Genomic DNA, 15,666 nt, shown 5'->3' with positions numbered 1-15,666 from the left:
GGAGCTGTCCTGAGGGCGTTTTCGCAGGTAGCGTCGCCGCATGCACAGCCGTACGGACCATCGATCCGACAACCAGGGCGCCGGGATCACCGTGCAGCGGGCGCTGGAGCTGCCCGGGCTGCGCAGCGGGCTGCCGGAGGTGCTGGCGGGCGCCGACCGGCTCGGCCGCACCGTGCGCTGGGTGCACGCGGGGGAGGTCCCGAACATCGCGTCGCTGCTCAAGGGCGGCGAGCTGCTGCTGACCACCGGCTACGGCCTCGGCACCCGGCCGGCCGAGCAGCGGGCGTTCGTGCGCACCCTCGCCGAGCGCGGGATCGCCGCCCTCGTGGTGGAGCTGGGCCCGCGCTTCGCCCGGCTGCCCGCCGCCCTGGTGGACACGGCGCGGGCGGCCGGGCTGCCGCTGGTCCAGCTGCACCGCGAGGTGCCGTTCGTGGCGGTGACCGAGGAGATCCACACGGAGATCGTCAACGGCCACTACGCGCTGCTCCAGCGTGCCGAGGAGGTGCACCGGCGCTGCACCGAGGCCCTGCTGGGCGGGGGCGGGGTGCCGCAGGTGCTGGACATCCTGGCCGGCTTCGGCGGCAACCCGGTGTTCCTGGAGACCGCCGACGGCCGGTTGCTGTACGCCGCCGGTGCCGGGCCGGAGGGCGCGGACCCGCTCCAGGTGTGGGAGGGGCTGCGCGGCCCGCACAAGCAGGCCCCGCCGCCCGCCGGGTCGGTGCTGGTGGACGTGCCCGGCGGCGGGCCCGGGACCGCCGGTGCCGTGCGCGCCCGCCTGGTGCTGCTGCCGGTCCGCTCACCGCTGGCCCCGGTGCACCGGATCGCCGCCGAGCGGGCCGCGGGGCTCCTGGCCGTGGTGCTGATGCAGGCGCGGCAGGAGGAGGAGCTGGCGGCGCGCGGGCGGGGTGACTTCCTCACCGATCTCGCCGAGGGCCGGATCGCGGCGGAGGACGCCCCGGCACAGGCCCGGGTGCTCGGCTTCAAGCCCGGCGACAGCCCGCTGCTGCCCGTGGTGATGCGGATCGGGGACACTCTCTCCCCCGGCGGCGGCTGGGCGGTGCTGGCCCGCGCGGTCTCCGAGGAGCTGGCCGCGGTGGGGGTGCCGGTGCTGCTGGGGGTGCGGCCGGTGGAGGGCCGGGTGCTGGTGCTGCTGGGGCTGCGCTCGGAGTCGGAGCGGGCCGCGGTCGCGGACCGGGTGGCGGCGGCGCTGCGGGCGGGGGTGGAGCGGGCCGGGATGCGCCGGCCGGGCTCGCCGGCGCCGGTGGTGGTGGTCGGGGTGGCGGGCGGCTGGGCGGCGGCCTCGGCGGGGCTGCGGCACGCGGCGGAGACCGCGACCGCGGCCCAGGGCCTGACCGACCTGCCCTGGTACGACGCCCGGCGCCTGGACATCGACCTGCTGCTGTGGCGGCTGCGCGACCACCCGGATCTCGCGTCCTTCGTGGACCGGGCGATCGGCCCGCTGCGCGACCACGACCACCGCTCCAGGCCGCCGCTGCTGCCGACCCTGGAGACCTATCTGGCGCACGCCGGCCGCAAGGCGGAGACGGCCCGCGAACTGCACCTCAACCGGCAGACGCTGTACAACCGGCTCGCCCGGATCGAGGAGTTGCTGGGCACCGACCTGGACGACCCGCAGACGGTACTGGCGTTGAGCCTGGCCCTGCGGGCGCGCCGGCACGTGCCCTGAGGCCGCTCAGGCCAGCGGTCGCGGCTGGGTCAACTCGTCGTACACGCTGAGCACTTGGGCGACGGTCTCGTCCTCGGTCGGCCAGGTGGCGGCCTGCCGCGTCCCGCGTTCGCGCAGCACCGCGCGGCGATCCGGGTCCGCGAGGAGCCGTACGACGGTGCCGGCGAGGGCTTCCGGGTCGCCGTACGGGACGAGTTCGGCCGCGTCGCCGACGAGGTCCGGGATGCCGCCGACGCGGGTGGCGACGAGCGGCACGCGCGCGTGCAGCGCCTCCTGGGCGAGGACGGACCGCGACTCCCAACTGCTGGTCAGCAGGGCCAGGTCGGCGGCGGCGAGCAGCTCGGGCACGTCCTCGCGGTGCCCGATGAGCCGCACCGGCAGTTCCTCGTCCTCGATCCGCCGTTGCAGCACCGGACGCAGTGGCCCCTCCCCCGCGACGACCACCAGCGGCACCGGTTCCAGGTCGCGCCAGGCGCGGGCGGCGTCGAGCAGGACGTCGTAGCCGCGGTGCCGGTCCAGGGAGCCGACCGCGATGAGCAACGGGCGTCCGGTGGCGCCGAGTTCGGCCCGGGTCTTGGGCCGCCGCCGGTCGGGGTCGTCGCGGTCGGGGCCGTCGACGGCGTCCGAGCCTTCGGGGGCGGGGGCGTCGGCGTCGAGGAGGCCGCCGGCGCGGTGCCGGCCCGGCAGGCCGACGGCCGCGAGCCGGGCGTCGCGCGCGCCGCTGCGCCGGGCCCGGTCGACCAGGTCGGGGCTGGTGCCGAGGACCACGGCCGCGGTCCTCATCACGCGCCGCTCCAGCAGCCGCAGCAGATGGGCCCGCGGGCCCTCGGCGTGGGCCCGGTTGTGCCAGGTGACCACGAGCGGGGTGGTGCGCCCGCTGAGCGCGAGCACGGTCCGGAAGGAGGCGTGCAGGCCGTGCGCGTGCACCAGGTCGGCGTTCGCGCAGGCCGTGCGGAGCGCGGCCACGGCGACGGGGTCGCTGCTGCGCGGCACGTGCACGTGGTCGGCGCCGACCCCGAGGAAGTCGTAGGCGTGTTCGGCCTCGGCGGGGGCGCACACGGTGACCCGCACGCCCCTTGCCACCAGCCCCTCGGCCAGGGAGCGCACGTGCGCGCTGCTGCCGGCGTTGCCTCCGCCGAGCACCTGCACGGTGCGCAGCGGCGACTGGCCGTGCGGTGCGTTGCTGCTCAGGGGGCTCACGGGGCCGGGGCTCCTGGTTCACGGGGACGGGCACGGGTCGGCGTGGGGTGGTCACGAGGAAACGTACAGAAGGTAGCGGGCTCAGGGGGGCGGAAGGACGCACCCCGCGCGCCTCCCGGGCGGACCGTCCGTACCCCCTGCTCGCCCCGCTTTCCCCGTCAAGCATGCCAGGACGTACGGCCGTTCAGGGACATCCGGCAGGGCGCACCGTGCGGCGGGCCGGGGCAATGCGCCGGAGCACATCACCCACACGGGTGAGGAAGCGCCGGCCGCGGCGGAACGGTGCACGAGGGCATACGACGAGGTCAGCCCCTCACAGACCCGTTCCCGGACACCGGCCCGGCCCCCGTACCGTGCGGCGGCCACCGGAGCGAGGGCGCGCGCGAGCACTCCCGCGCGCCGGTTTCCCACCACCACGGCCGCCCCTCGGTGCGGCATCGGGGGCGCGCACCCCGTGCCCCCGGGCACTCCGCACGCACCGGGGCCGTCGGGCGGCACGGCCACGGCGGCACCCGGGGCCCGGCGACCGGCCGGACACCCCGGGTCCCTTCCCCACGAGCCCCGGCGCCCCGGGGGCCCGGCCCTACAGGTCCGCCCTGGCCGTCGCCAGGAGTTCCTCCGCGTGGGCGCGGGCCGTTTCGGAGTCCTCCTGGCCCGCCAGCATGCGGGACAGCTCGCGGACGCGCTCCTCGCCCTCCAGGACCTTCACGCCGGAGCGGGTGACGGAGCCGTCGTTGGTCTTCTCCACCAGCAGCTGGCGGTCGGCGAACGCGGCGACCTGGGGCAGGTGGGTGACCACGACGACCTGCGCGTTCCTGGCGAGCTTGGCCAGGCGCCGCCCGATCTCGACCGCCGCCTTGCCGCCGACACCGGCGTCGACCTCGTCGAAGAGGTACGTCGGCACCGGGTCGGTGCCCGCGAACACCACCTCCACAGCGAGCATCACGCGGGACAGCTCACCGCCGGACGCGCCCTTGGCGATGGGCCGCGGCGGGGCGCCCGGGTGCGGGGCGAGCAGCAGCTCGACCTCGTCCACGCCCGAGGGGCCGTAGGCGACCGTCCGCCCGCCGGCCTCGACGCCGTCCGCGTCCTCGGTCTGGCGGATGTCGAAGGACACGCGCGCGTGGGGCATCGCCAGCGAGGCCAGCTCGGCGGTCACGGCGGCGGCGAACCGCTCGGCGGCCTCGGCCCGCGCGTCCGTCAGCGCCTGCGCGAGCCCGCCCAGCTCGGTGCGCAGCGCGTCCCGCTCGGCCGTCAGCTCCTCGATCCGCTCGTCGTCGCCGTCCAGCTCGGTGAGCCGCGCGGCGCTCCGCTCGGCCCAGGCCAGGACGCCGGCGACGTCGTCCCCGTACTTGCGGGTCAGGGCGTTCAGGGCGGCCCGGCGCTCCTCCACCGCCGCCAGCCGCAGCGGGTCGGCGTCGAGATCGTCGGCGTACCCCGCCAGCTCACCCGCCACGTCACCCAGCAGGATGCCGATCTCCCCGATCCGGTCGGCGAGCGCGGACAGTGCCGGATCGTGCGACCGCACGGCCTCCAGCGCCCGGTGGGCGCCCGCGACGAGGGTGGAGGCGTCGATCCCCTCGGGGTCCTCCGGATTGCCCGCGAGAGCGGCGTGGGCGGCCGTCGCGGCGGACGACAGCGCCTCGGCGTGCCCCAGCCGCTCGGCCTCCTCGGACAGCTCCACGTCCTCGCCGGGCCGGGGCTCCACGGCGGCGATCTCGTCGAGCCCGTAGCGCAGCATGTCGGCTTCCTGCGCCCGCTCACGCGCGCGCGTGGTGATCTCCTCCAGCTCGGCGGAGACGGCCCGCAGCCGCTTGTACGCCTCGCCGTACTTGGCGAGCGGCACGGACACGGCGTCGCCCGCGTACCGGTCGAGCGCCTGCCGCTGCCGGGACAGCTTCAGCAGCCCCTGCTGGTCGGTCTGCCCGTGCACGGCCACCAAGTCGTCGGCCAGCTCGGCGAGCAGCCCGACGGGCACGCTGCGCCCGCCCAGGTGCGCCCGGGAGCGGCCCTCGGCGGAGACGGTCCGGCTGATCAGCAGGGCCCCGTCGTCCAGCTCGGCCCCGGCCTCCTCGGCCCGCACGACGGCGGCGGCGCCGGGGGGTACGGCGACCCGCCCCTCCACCACCGCCTTCTCGGCCCCGATCCGCACGAGCGCCGGGTCGGCCCGTCCGCCGAGCAGCAGTCCCAGGCTGGTGACCACCATGGTCTTGCCCGCACCCGTCTCACCGGTGACGGCGGTGAACCCCGGCGACAGCTCGACGACGGCATCGTCGATGACCCCGAGCGACCGTATCCGCATCTCCTCCAACACGGAACAGACCATACGAGGTCCGGGGCCTGGAACGCACATGGCCCGCCCGTGTCACTCCGAGGGGTGGTGGGGCGCGCCCCGCCATCCCGTGGTGGGAAGCGCGAACTTCGCCACGAGCCGGTCGGTGAAGGACGAGTGGTGCAGCCGGGCCAGCCGTACCGGCACGGCGCCCCGCCGCACCTCGACCCGCGCCCCCGGCGGCAGCTCCACGGTCCGCCGCCCGTCGCACCACAGGACCCCCGGCGGGATGTGCGGCAGCACCTCCACCGCCAGCACGGAGTCCGGCGAGGTGACCAGCGGCTTGGCGAACAGCGCGTGCGCGCTGATCGGCACCATCAGCAGGGCCTCCACCTCCGGCCACACCACGGGTCCGCCGGCGGAGAAGGCGTACGCCGTGGACCCGGTCGGCGTGGACAGCACGACGCCGTCGCACCCGAAGCCCGTCACCGGCCGCCCGTCGATCTCCAGGACGACTTCCAGCAGCTTCTCGGCGCCGGCCTTCTGCACGGCGGCCTCGTTCAGCGCCCAGTCGGTGTGCACGATGTCGCCGTTGCGGTGCACCACGACGTCGACGGTCATCCGCTCCTCGACCTCGTACGACCGCGCCACCACCCGGTCCACGACCCGGTCGAGGTCGTCGCGCTCGGCCTCCGCGAGGAACCCGACGCGGCCGAGGTTGACGCCGAGCATCGGCACCCCGGAGGCCCGCGCGAACTCGGCGCCGCGCAGCAGCGTGCCGTCGCCGCCCAGCACGATCAGCAGCTCGCAGCCGTCCAGGCACTGCGGGGTCGCCTCCTTGACGAGGGCCACCTCGTCCGGGAGCGGCAGGTCGCGCGCCTCCTCCTCCAGCACCCGCACCCCGATGCCATGCCGCAGCAGGCCCTTGACGACGAGTTCCGCGCTGCGGATCGCCGCGGGCCGCCCGGTGTGGGCGAGCAGGAAAACAGTACGCGCCAGGTTCTGTGTCAATGCGGCCCCTCCGCCACTGCACGGTCGACGTCGGCCGGGTCCACCTGGGGTGCCCCCGTCCGCAGCCAGAGAAAGTACTCCACGTTCCCGGAGGGCCCGGGCAGCGGACTCGCGGTGACCCCCCGCACCCCGAGCCCCAGCTCCCACGCCTTCCCGGCCACCGCGCGCACGGCCTCCGCCCGCAGCTGCGGACTCCGTACGACACCCCCGCTGCCGAGCCGTTCCTTCCCGACCTCGAACTGCGGCTTGACCATCATCACCAGGTCGGCGTCCGGCGTCACGCACCGCTTCAGGGCGGGCAGCACCAGCCCGAGCGGGATGAAGGACAGATCGCCCACGACAAGATCCACAGGTTTCCCATCGATCGCCTCAAGCGTCAACTCGCGTACGTTCGTACGGTCCTTGACGGTGACGCGTTCATCCTTCTGGAGCGACCAGGCGAGTTGGCCGTAGCCGACGTCCACCGCGACGACGTGGGCGGCGCCCGCGCGCAGCAGGACGTCGGTGAAGCCGCCGGTGGACGCGCCGGCGTCCAGCGCCCGCCGGCCCTCGACGACGAGCCCCTGCGGCACGAAGGCCGCCAGCGCGCCGGCGAGCTTGTGCCCGCCCCGGGAGACGTAGTCGGGATCGCTGTCGTCGGCCTGGACCACGATCGCCGCCGCGGTCTCCACCTGCGTGGCCGGCTTGGTCGCCACGGTCTTGCCGACGGTGACCCGCCCGGCGGCGATCAGCTGGCTGGCGTGCTCGCGTGAACGGGCGAGCTTCCGGCGGACCAGCTCCGCGTCGAGACGGCGGCGTGCGACTCCTGCCACGTTCGGTTCAGCTCCTGCTCTGGTGGTACGACGGTGCGGGGGCCGCAAATCCCGGGCGGGCGTCGAGCGCGGTGAGCGCGTCGCGCAGCCCCCGGTGTACATCCTCGTACACCTCGACATGACCGTCGGTGGCGAGGTGGTCGGCGTCGGCCAGCCGGTCGAGCCGGGCGTCGACCTCGGCGTTGCCGGTGGGGGTGCGCGGGACGTTCAGGGGGGCGGGCGCCGCAGGGTCGTACGCGGGCGCCGCCTCGGTGTCGATGTCGGCCTCGGACACGGACTCGCTCATGCCCAGACGCTACCGCGAACCGCTGGGGTACCGTCGTGGGCGATGGCCACGATCGAGGAGTGCCGCGCCGCACTGGGGAAGCTTTCGGACAACATGCGGGGGGCCGGGGGCGACGTCCGCGCAGCCGCCGCGCTCGACCGCTCGGTGAGCTGCCACATCACCGATCTCGACGTCACCTTCGCGGGCCGGATGACCGGCGGCCGGATCGAGGTCGACGAGACGCATCCGGGCCCGCCGCGCGAGAAGGCGCAGATCAGGCTCGCCATGGCCGGGGACGACCTGGTGGCCCTGGTGGGCGGCGAGCTGAACTTCGCGACCGCCTGGGGCTCGGGCCGGGTGAAGCTGGAGGCGAGCCTGCTGGACCTGTTCCGGCTGCGGAAGCTGCTGTAGGGCGTTCACGTCGTCGTGCACGCCGTCAGGGGGGCCGCCGTGGCCCTGCCCGACGCGTGCCCGTCAGGAGGCGGCCGTGGCCTTCTCCGCGCGCGCCTTCCGCGCCGCCGGCACCACCAGCGGGGTGCCCGTCTCCGGGTCCTCGATGACCTGGCAGCGCAGCCCGAAGACCTCCTCGACCAGCTCGGCCGTGACGATGTCGTTCGGGGCGCCCTCGGCGATCACCGTGCCGCCGCGCAGGGCGATCAGGTGGGTGGCGTAGCGGGCGGCGTGGTTGAGGTCGTGCAGCACCGCCACCAGTGTCCGGCCCTGCTCCTCGTGCAGCTCGGCGCACAGGTCGAGGACGTCGATCTGGTGCTGGATGTCCAGGTAGGTGGTCGGCTCGTCCAGGAGCAGCAGCGGGGTCTGCTGGGCGAGCGCCATGGCGATCCACACCCGTTGCCGCTGCCCGCCGGACAGCTCGTCCACGTACCGCTCGGCCAGCTCCGCCACCCCGGTCTGCCGCATCGACTCCCGCACGACCCGCTCGTCCTCCGCCGACCACTGGCGCAGCAGGCCCTGGTGCGGGTAGCGGCCGCGGCCGACGAGGTCGGCGACGGTGATGCCGTCGGGCGCGACGGACGACTGCGGCAGCAGGCCGAGGGTCCGCGCGACCTTCTTGGCGGGCAGCGACTGGATGGCCTGCCCGTCCAGCAGCACCCGGCCTTCGCTGGGCCTGAGCATCCGCGACAGCGCCCGCAGCAGCGTCGACTTGCCGCACGCGTTCGGTCCGACGATCACCGTGAAGGAGTGGTCGGGGATCTCCACCGACAGCTGCTCGGCGATGACCCGCTGGTCGTAGGCGAGGGTGACGTTGTCGGCGGAGAGGCGGTTCACGGTGCTCCTAGGGGTGTTCGGGTGCGCGGCGCTTCCGTCCGGGCCCTGCGCGCGGTTCATATCCGGCCCGCCCGGCGCTCGGTGACCAGCAGCCACAGCAGGTAGGCGCCGCCGAGGACGCCGGTGACCACGCCGACGGGCAGCTGGTCGGCGCCGAAGGCGCGCTGCGAGGCCCAGTCGGCGGCGACCAGCAGGGTCGCCCCCATGCACAGGGAGGGCACCAGGTTCGGTCCCGGCGAGCGGGTGAGGCGGCGGGCGAGCTGCGGCGCGGTCAGCGCGACGAAGCTGACGGGTCCTGCGGCGGCCGTGGCGGCGGCGACGAGCAGGACGGCGCAGACCATGAGCACGAGCCGGACGCGCTGCACGCGCACGCCGAGCGCGTTCGAGATGTCGTCGCCCATCTCCATCATCCGCAGGCCGCGCGCGTTCGCCAGGACCAGCGGGACGAGGACGGCGCACAGCCCGAGCAGCGGCCACACCTGGTCCCAGTCCCGGCCGTTCAGGGAGCCGGTCATCCACACCACCGCGCGGGTCGCGTCGACCAGGTCGGCCTTGGTCAGCAGATAGCCGTTCACCGCCGTCATGACGGCGTTGACGCCGATGCCCACGAGCACCAGCCGGTACCCGTGCACGCCCCGCTTCCAGGCGAGCGCGTAGATGGCGACACCGGTCGCCAGGCCGCCGGCCAGCGCGCCCACGGTCACCTGGGAGGCGCTGCCGGACATCAGCACGATCACGACGAGCGCGCCGGCCGTCGAACCCTGCGACAGGCCGAGCACGTCCGGACTGCCCAGCGGGTTGCGGGAGACCGACTGGAACAGCGCCCCGCCGAGACCGAGCGAGGCACCGACCAGCAGGCCGACCAGGACCCGCGGCAGCCGCAGCTCGTTGACGATGAAGTCCTGGTAGGCGGTGCCGTGGCCGGCGAGCGTCCGCAGCACGTCGGCCGCCGGGATCCTCGCCTCGCCGGTGCCGATCAGCGCCACACCGGCGGCGCAGGCGGCGCCGAGCAGCAGCACGACGACGATCAGCGCACGCGGGTCCAGGCACAGCGAGAGCCCGCCGGGGGTGCGCACGGCACGGCTCCTGGAGTGTGTCTTCACAGCTGGGCCGTCCTCCGCCGTCGTACGAGAAAGATGAAGAGCGGGCCGCCGATGACCGCGGTGACGATGCCGACCTGGAGCTCGGCGGGGCGGGCCACGACCCGGCCGACGACATCGGCGCCGAGCAGCAGCACGGGCGCCAGGACCGTGGCGTACGGCAGGATCCAGCGCAGGTCGGGACCGGTGAAGGAGCGCACGACGTGCGGGACCATCAGGCCGACGAAGACGATCGGGCCGCAGGCGGCGGTCGCGGCACCGCACAGCACCACGGCGGCCAGCATGGCCAGCGCCCGGGTGCGGTTGAGGTTCGCGCCGAGGGCGCGCGCGGTGTCGTCACCCATCTCCACGGCGTTCAGCGGCCGGGCCAGGGCGAGCGCGAGGACCGTGCCGACCGCGAGGAACGGCAGGACCTGCACGATGGTCGCGTTCGTGGCCGAGACCAGCGAACCCACCGTCCAGAAGCGCATCTTGCCGAGGGCCGCGCCGTCCGTGATCATCACGGCCTGGAGGTAGCCGTACAGGGCCGCGCTGATCGCCGTGCCGGCGAGCGCGAGCCGTACCGGGGTGGCGCCCCGGCTGCCGCCGAGGAACCACACCAGCGCGCCGACGGCGGCCGCGCCGAGGAACGCGAACCACACATAGCCGCTGAGGCTGGTGACGCCGCAGTAGGTCATGGCCGTGACGACGGCGGCGGACGCGCCCGCGTTCATGCCGAGCAGACCGGGCTCGGCCAGCGGGTTGCGGGTCAGCGCCTGGAGCACCGCGCCGGACAGCCCGAGCGCGGCACCGGCCAGCAGACCGAGGGCGGTGCGCGAGAGCCGCTCGTCGACGACCACGTCGCCGTACGTCCCCGTGTCGTGGAACAGGCCGTGCCAGACCTGGTCCAGCGACAGCGCTTTCGCCCCGATCGCGATGCTCGCCAGGGCGACGCACACCAGGAGCGCGACCGAGAGCAGGAGCCCAAGGGCCCGCGCCGCCCGGCGGGTTGGGGGCGCGGGGGCGGTCTCCGCGCGCTGTTCCGGAGGACTGTCGACCAACACGAGGTTAGGTTAGCCTACCCTCGCATACGATCTCGATCCCTGGCCGCTGCGAGGTCCGCCGAGGTCCTTCGAGGCCCGGTGTCGTCCCGTTGCCCCAGGACCCCCCGGGCTCTACCCGAAGAGCCGTCAGAGTCCCAGCCTGGCCAGCGCCTTCTCCCCGTCCAGCGCGCAGGTGCCCTCCCCCGCCGCCGTCCAGGCCGCCGCGCACAGCGCCCGCAGCCCGTCCAGCGGCTCGCCGTCGCCCGTCAGCTCCAACCGGTCCGTCCCGGCCGCCGCCGTCCACCCGCCGCACCGGAAACCGTCACCTTCCCGGGTGATGTCCGGCTGCCCGGTGAGCAGCCCGCGCAGATCGGCGTCCACATACGTCGGCCGGTGCTGCGGCGGCGCGGCGAGCAACTGCGCCCCGTCGGTGACCCCCGTCAGCACCAGCAGCGAGTCCACCTTGCCGTTGAACGCGCCCTCGATGTCCGTGTCCAGCCGGTCCCCGACCACCAGCGGCCGCTCGGCACCGGTCCGGATGATCGTCTCCCGGTGCATCGGGGGCAGCGGCTTGCCCGCGACCTGCGGCTCGGCGCCCGTCGCGATCCGCACGACCTCCACGGCCGCCCCGTTGCCCGGTGCGATGCCCCGCCCGCTCGGAATCGTCAGGTCCGTGTTGGAGGCGAACCACGGCACGCCCCGCCGAACGGCGTACGACGCCTCCGCGAACCGCCCCCAGGGCAGCTCCGGCCCGCCGTAGCCCTGCACCACCGCCGCCGGGTCGTCGTCCGCCGACTCCACCGGCGTCAGACCCCGCTCGCGCAGCGCCACCCGCAGCCCCTCACCACCGATCACCAGCACCCGCGCCCCGGCCGGAACCTGCTCGCTGATCAGCCGCGCCACGGCCTGCGCGGAGGTGATGACGTCGTCCGCGCCCGTGGGTATGCCCAGCTCCGTCAGGTGACCGGCCACCGCGTCCGGGGTCCGCAGCGCGTTGTTGGTGACGTACGCGAGACGCATCCCGCCCGACCGGGCCGCCGCCAGCGAGTCGACCGCGTGCGCGATCGCGCTCCCGCCCGCGTACACCACCCCGTCCAGATCGAGCAGCGCCGTGTCGTACGCCTCGCTCAGGGACCGCCCACTGCTCTCGGGCCTCGTCCTGACGTCCTGGCTCATGTCCACATCGCTCCTCGTTCACTCGCCTTTCCCCCGATCATCCCGCATGCCGCCGACACACGTACGATGCCGGGATGAACACAGCAGGTCACTGGGAGGCGACACCGCGTCGAGGCCTGGAACTCACCCCGTTCCGGGGCCTTCGCTACGACCCCGACCGGGTCGGCAGCCTCGCCTCCGTCACCTCCCCGCCCTACGACGTCGTCGTGCGCCCCGACGGCCTGCACCACCTCCAGTCGGCCGACCCGTACAACATCGTCCGGCTGATCCTGCCCCAGGCCGGCACCCCCAGCGCCCGCACCGAGCAGGCCGCCGACACCCTGCGCCGCTGGCTGGACGAGGGCGTCCTGACCGCCGATGCCGAGCCGGGCCTGTACGTGTACGAGCAGCGGCACGACGACGGCATCCTCCAGCGCGGCATCATCGGCACCCTGCGGGTCACCGAGCCCGCGGAGGGCGTGGTGCTCCCGCACGAGGACGTCATGCCGCCGGTGGTCGCCGACCGCGCGGCCCTGATGCGGGCCACACGCGCGAACCTGGAACCACTGCTGCTGACCTACCGCGGCGACGGCACGGCCGCCGAGGTCGTCGAGCGCACGGCCCACCGCCCGCCCCTGCTGGCCACGACCACCGAGGACGGCTTCCGGCACCGCCTGTGGTCCCTGACCGACCCCGGCGAACTGGCCCGCGTCCAACGCGACCTCGCCGGCCGCCAGGCCCTCATCGCCGACGGCCACCACCGCTGGGCCACCTACCGCCGGCTGCGCCTGGAACACCCCTCCCCCAGCCCCTGGGACTACGGCCTGGTCCTCCTGGTCGACACCGCCCGCTACCCGCTGCGCGTCCGCGCCATCCACCGGCTGCTGCACGGCCTGCCCGTCGCGGACGCGCTGGCCGCGGTCGACGGCCTGTTCCGGGTACGGCACCTGGACAAGCCCCTCGCCCAGGCCCTGGAGACACTGGCGGACGCGGCCTGCGCCGGCAACGCCTTCCTGCTCGCCGGCGACGGCGCCTTCCACCTCCTCGACCGCCCGGACCCCGACCTCCTGGCCCGGACCGTCCCCGCCGACCGCCCGCCCGCCTGGCGCGCCCTGGACGCCACCGTCCTGCACGCCACGCTCCTGGAGCACGTCTGGCACATCCCCGAGGACTCCCCGGCCCACATCGCCTACATCCACGACACGGCCGCCACGGTGGAGAAGGCCGAACGCGACGGCAGTACCGCGGTCCTGATGCACCCCGTGCGCGAGGAGGTCGTACGCGACCTGGCCCGCCAGGGCGTGACCATGCCCCGCAAATCAACGTCCTTCGGCCCCAAACCGGCCTCCGGACTCGTCCTGCGGGCCCTGGAGATCTGAGCCGACGGCGGCCGTAGGCGCACGGCCCGCCGGAACACGCAAGAGGGCGGGCTCCCGATGGAGCCCGCCCTCTTGCGTGTGACCGACGTCAGTCCTTGTCGCCGTCCTCCGGGGAGGCGTCGGCGGACTCGCCGGTGACGTCCTCGCCGTCCTTGACGTCCTGGCCGTCCTCGACGTCCTGGCCGTCCTCGTCCTCCTCGGACAGGGCGTCGACGAACTCCACGCCGTCCAGCTCGGCGAGCCGGTCGGAGGCGTCCGTGCTGCCGTCCCGGTCGGCCTCGACGGCCTTCGCGAACCACTCCCGCGCCTCGCGCTCCCGGCCGGCGGCCAGCAGGGCGTCCGCGTACGCGTAGCGCAGGCGAGCGGTCCACGGCTGCACCGAGTTGGACGCCAGCTCCGGGCTCTGCAGGGTCACGATGGCCGCGTCCAGCTGGCCCATGTCACGCCGGGCACCGGCGGCGACGAGCCGCATCTCGACCTGGCCGGCCTTGTCCAGCTTGTGCACCTCCGGGGCGCCGGCCATGTCCAGCGCCTTCTCCGGCCGGCCGAGCCCGCGCTCGCAGTCGGCCATCACCGGCCACAGGTCCACGGTGCCGGTCATCCGCCGGGCGGCCCGGAACTCGGCGAGCGCCTCGCCGTACTTCTGGTTCGCGTACGCGGCGAAGCCCGCGGCCTCGCGCACGGCGGCCACGCGGGACGCCAGGCGCAGGGCCACCTTGGAGTAGCCGTAGGCGCCCTCGGGGTCCTCGTCGATGAGCCGGGCGACCATCACCAGGTTCTTGGCGACGTCCTCCGCGAGCGTCTTGGGCAGGCTCTGCAGCTCCTGCCGGACATCCCTGTCGATCTCGTCGCCGGTGACGTCCTCCGGGATCGGCAGCCGCTTGATCGGCTCCCGGTCCCGGTCCCGGTCGTCGCGGAACCGGCCCCCGCCACGACGGTCGTCCCGGCCGTCCCGGCCGTCACGGCCCCGGAACCCACCGGGACGGCCACCGCGGTCACCACGGTCGTCCCTGCGGGGCCCACGGCCCCCACGGTCGTCGCGCCGGTCGTCGCGACGGAACCCGCCACGCTCACCACGGCTGTCGTCCCGCCGGAAGCCACCGCGGTCGCCACGGTCGCGGTCGTCGCGACGGTCGTCACGGCGGTCGTCCCTGCGGTCGTCGCGCCGGAAGCCACCTCGGTGGTCGTCACGCCGGTCATCGCGCCGGAAGCCACCGCGGTCGTCGTCGCGGCGGAAAGAGGGACGGTCCCCACGGTCACCGCGGTCGTCGCGGCGGAAGGAGGGGCGGTCCCCACGGTCACCGCGGTCGTCACGGCGGAACGAGGGGCGGTCCCCACGGTCGTCGCGGCGGTCGTCACGCCGGTCGTCGCGCCGGAACCCGCCACGGTCACCCCGGTCGCGGTCGTCGCGCTGGAAACCCGGACGCGTGCCCCGGTCGCCCTCACGGCGGAACCCGCCGCCACGGCTGTCGTCCCTGCGGTCGTCACGCCGGTCATCGCGGCGGTCATCGCGCCGGAAGCCGCCGCGCTCACCACGGTCGCGGTCGTCACGGCGGTCATCGCGGCGGTCATCCCGACGGTCGTCACGGCGACCGAAGCCACCGCGGTTGTCGTCGCGCCGGCCGTAGCCGCCGCGGTCGTCGTCGCGGCGGAAAGAGGGACGGTCCCCACGGTCACCGCGGTCGTCACGGCGGAACGAGGGGCGGTCCCCACGGTCGTCGCGGCGGTCGTCACGCCGGTCGTCGCGCCGGAACCCGCCACGGTCACCCCGGTCGCGGTCGTCGCGCTGGAAACCCGGACGCGTGCCCCGGTCGCCCTCACGGCGGAACCCGCCACCACCACGGCGATCATCACGCCGGTCATCACGGCGGTCATCACGGCGATCGTCGCGCCGGCCGTAGCCACCACGGTCACCACCACGGTCACCACCACGCCGGTCGTTGTCGCGGCGGTCGTTGTCGCGGCGGAAGCCGCCACCACGGCGGTCGTCACCCCGGTCACCACTGTCCCGTCGCCGCTGGTCGCGCTCCGGTCGGTCGTCGGGAGAGTTGGTGGACATGGTGACTCCTGTCTTCGGTACCACAAGCATTGTAAAAACAAAAGGACCCCTGGTCCCAGCTGAACGCTGGTGACCAGGGGTCCTCCAAAGATTGTTCGGCGGCGTCCTACTCTCCCACAGGGTCCCCCCTGCAGTACCATCGGCGCTGTGAGGCTTAGCTTCCGGGTTCGAAATGTAACCGGGCGTTTCCCTCACGCTATGACCACCGAAACCCTAATGGTTTCGAGCGAACAAGCACACTTTTCACTTGTGTTCACAGTTCGGCTCTGAACCGGCAACCGTTCGTTGCCTCAGAACATACACAGTGGACGCGAGCATCAATGGACAAGCCCTCGGCCTATTAGTACCAGTCAACTCCACCTGTTACCAGGCTTCCATATCTGGCCTATCAACCCAGTCGTCTACTGGGAGCCTTAC

The 15,666-nt window shown here is 74.3% G+C and carries 14 protein-coding genes and 2 rRNA genes; 4 read left to right on the top strand and 12 right to left on the bottom strand.

Going from position 1 to position 15,666, the window contains the following annotated elements:
• The first annotated feature begins 40 nt into the window (after nucleotides 1-40).
• On the top strand, nucleotides 41-1,687 hold the full coding sequence (locus AB0947_RS14240) for a PucR family transcriptional regulator (RefSeq protein ID WP_366750628.1): 1,647 nt from the start codon (nucleotides 41-43) through the stop codon (nucleotides 1,685-1,687).
• A gap of 6 nt (nucleotides 1,688-1,693) precedes the next feature.
• Here the strand turns inward: AB0947_RS14240 and AB0947_RS14235 are convergent, their stop codons facing one another.
• The 5 genes from AB0947_RS14235 to AB0947_RS14215 all read right to left on the bottom strand — a co-directional run bounded on the left by AB0947_RS14235 (nucleotide 1,694) and on the right by AB0947_RS14215 (nucleotide 7,268).
• Nucleotides 1,694-2,887, bottom strand: a complete 1,194-nt coding sequence (locus AB0947_RS14235) for a glycosyltransferase family 4 protein (RefSeq protein WP_366750627.1) — start codon at nucleotides 2,885-2,887, stop codon at nucleotides 1,694-1,696.
• A gap of 583 nt (nucleotides 2,888-3,470) precedes the next feature.
• Entirely contained in the window at nucleotides 3,471-5,213 is a 1,743-nt protein-coding gene (gene recN / locus AB0947_RS14230; RefSeq protein ID WP_366750626.1) for a DNA repair protein RecN, read from the bottom strand.
• A gap of 39 nt (nucleotides 5,214-5,252) precedes the next feature.
• The gene (locus tag AB0947_RS14225; RefSeq protein WP_014671839.1) at nucleotides 5,253-6,170 is read right to left on the bottom strand and encodes an NAD kinase; all 918 of its coding nucleotides are present in this window, start codon (nucleotides 6,168-6,170) and stop codon (nucleotides 5,253-5,255) included.
• Nucleotides 6,167-6,982 carry a TlyA family RNA methyltransferase gene (locus tag AB0947_RS14220; RefSeq protein ID WP_366750625.1) on the bottom strand — a complete coding sequence of 272 codons (816 nt, stop codon included), beginning with the start codon at nucleotides 6,980-6,982 and terminating at the stop codon, nucleotides 6,167-6,169. The genes AB0947_RS14225 and AB0947_RS14220 overlap by 4 nt, the downstream gene beginning before the upstream one ends.
• Nucleotides 6,983-6,989: 7 nt before the next feature.
• A complete protein-coding gene (locus AB0947_RS14215; RefSeq protein ID WP_366750624.1) occupies nucleotides 6,990-7,268 on the bottom strand; it encodes a hypothetical protein in 279 nt (92 codons plus the stop codon).
• A gap of 42 nt (nucleotides 7,269-7,310) precedes the next feature.
• Here AB0947_RS14215 and AB0947_RS14210 point away from each other — a divergent pair, with 42 nt between their 5' ends.
• Entirely contained in the window at nucleotides 7,311-7,658 is a 348-nt protein-coding gene (locus AB0947_RS14210; protein ID WP_366750623.1) for a sterol-binding protein, read from the top strand.
• A 63-nt stretch (nucleotides 7,659-7,721) separates the two neighbouring features.
• On the opposite strand, the gene AB0947_RS14205 is transcribed toward AB0947_RS14210, so the two are convergent.
• The 4 genes from AB0947_RS14205 to AB0947_RS14190 form a co-directional block, all read right to left on the bottom strand.
• The gene (locus AB0947_RS14205; protein WP_366750622.1) at nucleotides 7,722-8,594 is read right to left on the bottom strand and encodes an ABC transporter ATP-binding protein; all 873 of its coding nucleotides are present in this window, start codon (nucleotides 8,592-8,594) and stop codon (nucleotides 7,722-7,724) included.
• A complete protein-coding gene (locus AB0947_RS14200; protein ID WP_366750621.1) occupies nucleotides 8,591-9,637 on the bottom strand; it encodes an iron chelate uptake ABC transporter family permease subunit in 1,047 nt (348 codons plus the stop codon). Before AB0947_RS14200 ends, AB0947_RS14205 begins: the two co-directional genes overlap by 4 nt.
• Nucleotides 9,634-10,677 carry an iron chelate uptake ABC transporter family permease subunit gene (locus AB0947_RS14195; protein WP_366750620.1) on the bottom strand — a complete coding sequence of 348 codons (1,044 nt, stop codon included), beginning with the start codon at nucleotides 10,675-10,677 and terminating at the stop codon, nucleotides 9,634-9,636. Before AB0947_RS14195 ends, AB0947_RS14200 begins: the two co-directional genes overlap by 4 nt.
• Before the next feature lie 126 nt (nucleotides 10,678-10,803).
• A complete protein-coding gene (locus AB0947_RS14190; protein ID WP_366750619.1) occupies nucleotides 10,804-11,832 on the bottom strand; it encodes an HAD hydrolase-like protein in 1,029 nt (342 codons plus the stop codon).
• A 74-nt stretch (nucleotides 11,833-11,906) separates the two neighbouring features.
• Between AB0947_RS14190 and AB0947_RS14185 the strand changes: the two genes are divergently transcribed.
• The gene (locus AB0947_RS14185) at nucleotides 11,907-13,190 is read left to right on the top strand and encodes a DUF1015 domain-containing protein (protein ID WP_366750618.1); all 1,284 of its coding nucleotides are present in this window, start codon (nucleotides 11,907-11,909) and stop codon (nucleotides 13,188-13,190) included.
• An 88-nt stretch (nucleotides 13,191-13,278) separates the two neighbouring features.
• On the opposite strand, the gene AB0947_RS14180 is transcribed toward AB0947_RS14185, so the two are convergent.
• Nucleotides 13,279-14,067 (bottom strand): hypothetical protein, encoded by a 789-nt coding sequence (locus AB0947_RS14180; protein ID WP_366750916.1) that lies wholly within the window; start codon nucleotides 14,065-14,067, stop codon nucleotides 13,279-13,281.
• Between the two features lie 303 nt (nucleotides 14,068-14,370).
• On the opposite strand from AB0947_RS14180, the gene AB0947_RS14175 reads away from it, so the two are divergent.
• The gene (locus AB0947_RS14175) at nucleotides 14,371-15,312 is read left to right on the top strand and encodes a hypothetical protein (protein ID WP_366750931.1); all 942 of its coding nucleotides are present in this window, start codon (nucleotides 14,371-14,373) and stop codon (nucleotides 15,310-15,312) included.
• 30 nt (nucleotides 15,313-15,342) lie between these two features.
• On the opposite strand, the gene rrf is transcribed toward AB0947_RS14175, so the two are convergent.
• Nucleotides 15,343-15,459, bottom strand: a 5S ribosomal RNA gene (rrf, locus tag AB0947_RS14170).
• A gap of 110 nt (nucleotides 15,460-15,569) precedes the next feature.
• Nucleotides 15,570-15,666: ribosomal RNA gene (locus AB0947_RS14165) — 23S ribosomal RNA — on the bottom strand; the annotation flags it as partial.

The sequence above is a fragment of the Streptomyces sp. NPDC047841 genome (assembly GCF_040704085.1).
Classification (GTDB): domain Bacteria; phylum Actinomycetota; class Actinomycetes; order Streptomycetales; family Streptomycetaceae; genus Streptomyces; species Streptomyces argyrophylli.
This window is presented reverse-complemented; position numbering and strand designations above follow the sequence as displayed.

Bases quoted from the DNA above. Each gene is read 5' to 3' on its own strand.
- AB0947_RS14215 (WP_366750624.1), bottom strand. From the start codon at position 7,268: ATGAGCGAGTCCGTGTCCGAGGCCGACATCGACACCGAGGCGGCGCCC.
- AB0947_RS14240 (WP_366750628.1), top strand. From the start codon at position 41: ATGCACAGCCGTACGGACCATCGATCCGACAACCAGGGCGCCGGGATC.
- AB0947_RS14210 (WP_366750623.1), top strand. From the start codon at position 7,311: ATGGCCACGATCGAGGAGTGCCGCGCCGCACTGGGGAAGCTTTCGGAC.
- recN (WP_366750626.1), bottom strand. From the start codon at position 5,213: ATGGTCTGTTCCGTGTTGGAGGAGATGCGGATACGGTCGCTCGGGGTC.
- AB0947_RS14205 (WP_366750622.1), bottom strand. From the start codon at position 8,594: ATGAACCGCGCGCAGGGCCCGGACGGAAGCGCCGCGCACCCGAACACC.
- AB0947_RS14190 (WP_366750619.1), bottom strand. From the start codon at position 11,832: ATGAGCCAGGACGTCAGGACGAGGCCCGAGAGCAGTGGGCGGTCCCTG.
- AB0947_RS14185 (WP_366750618.1), top strand. From the start codon at position 11,907: ATGAACACAGCAGGTCACTGGGAGGCGACACCGCGTCGAGGCCTGGAA.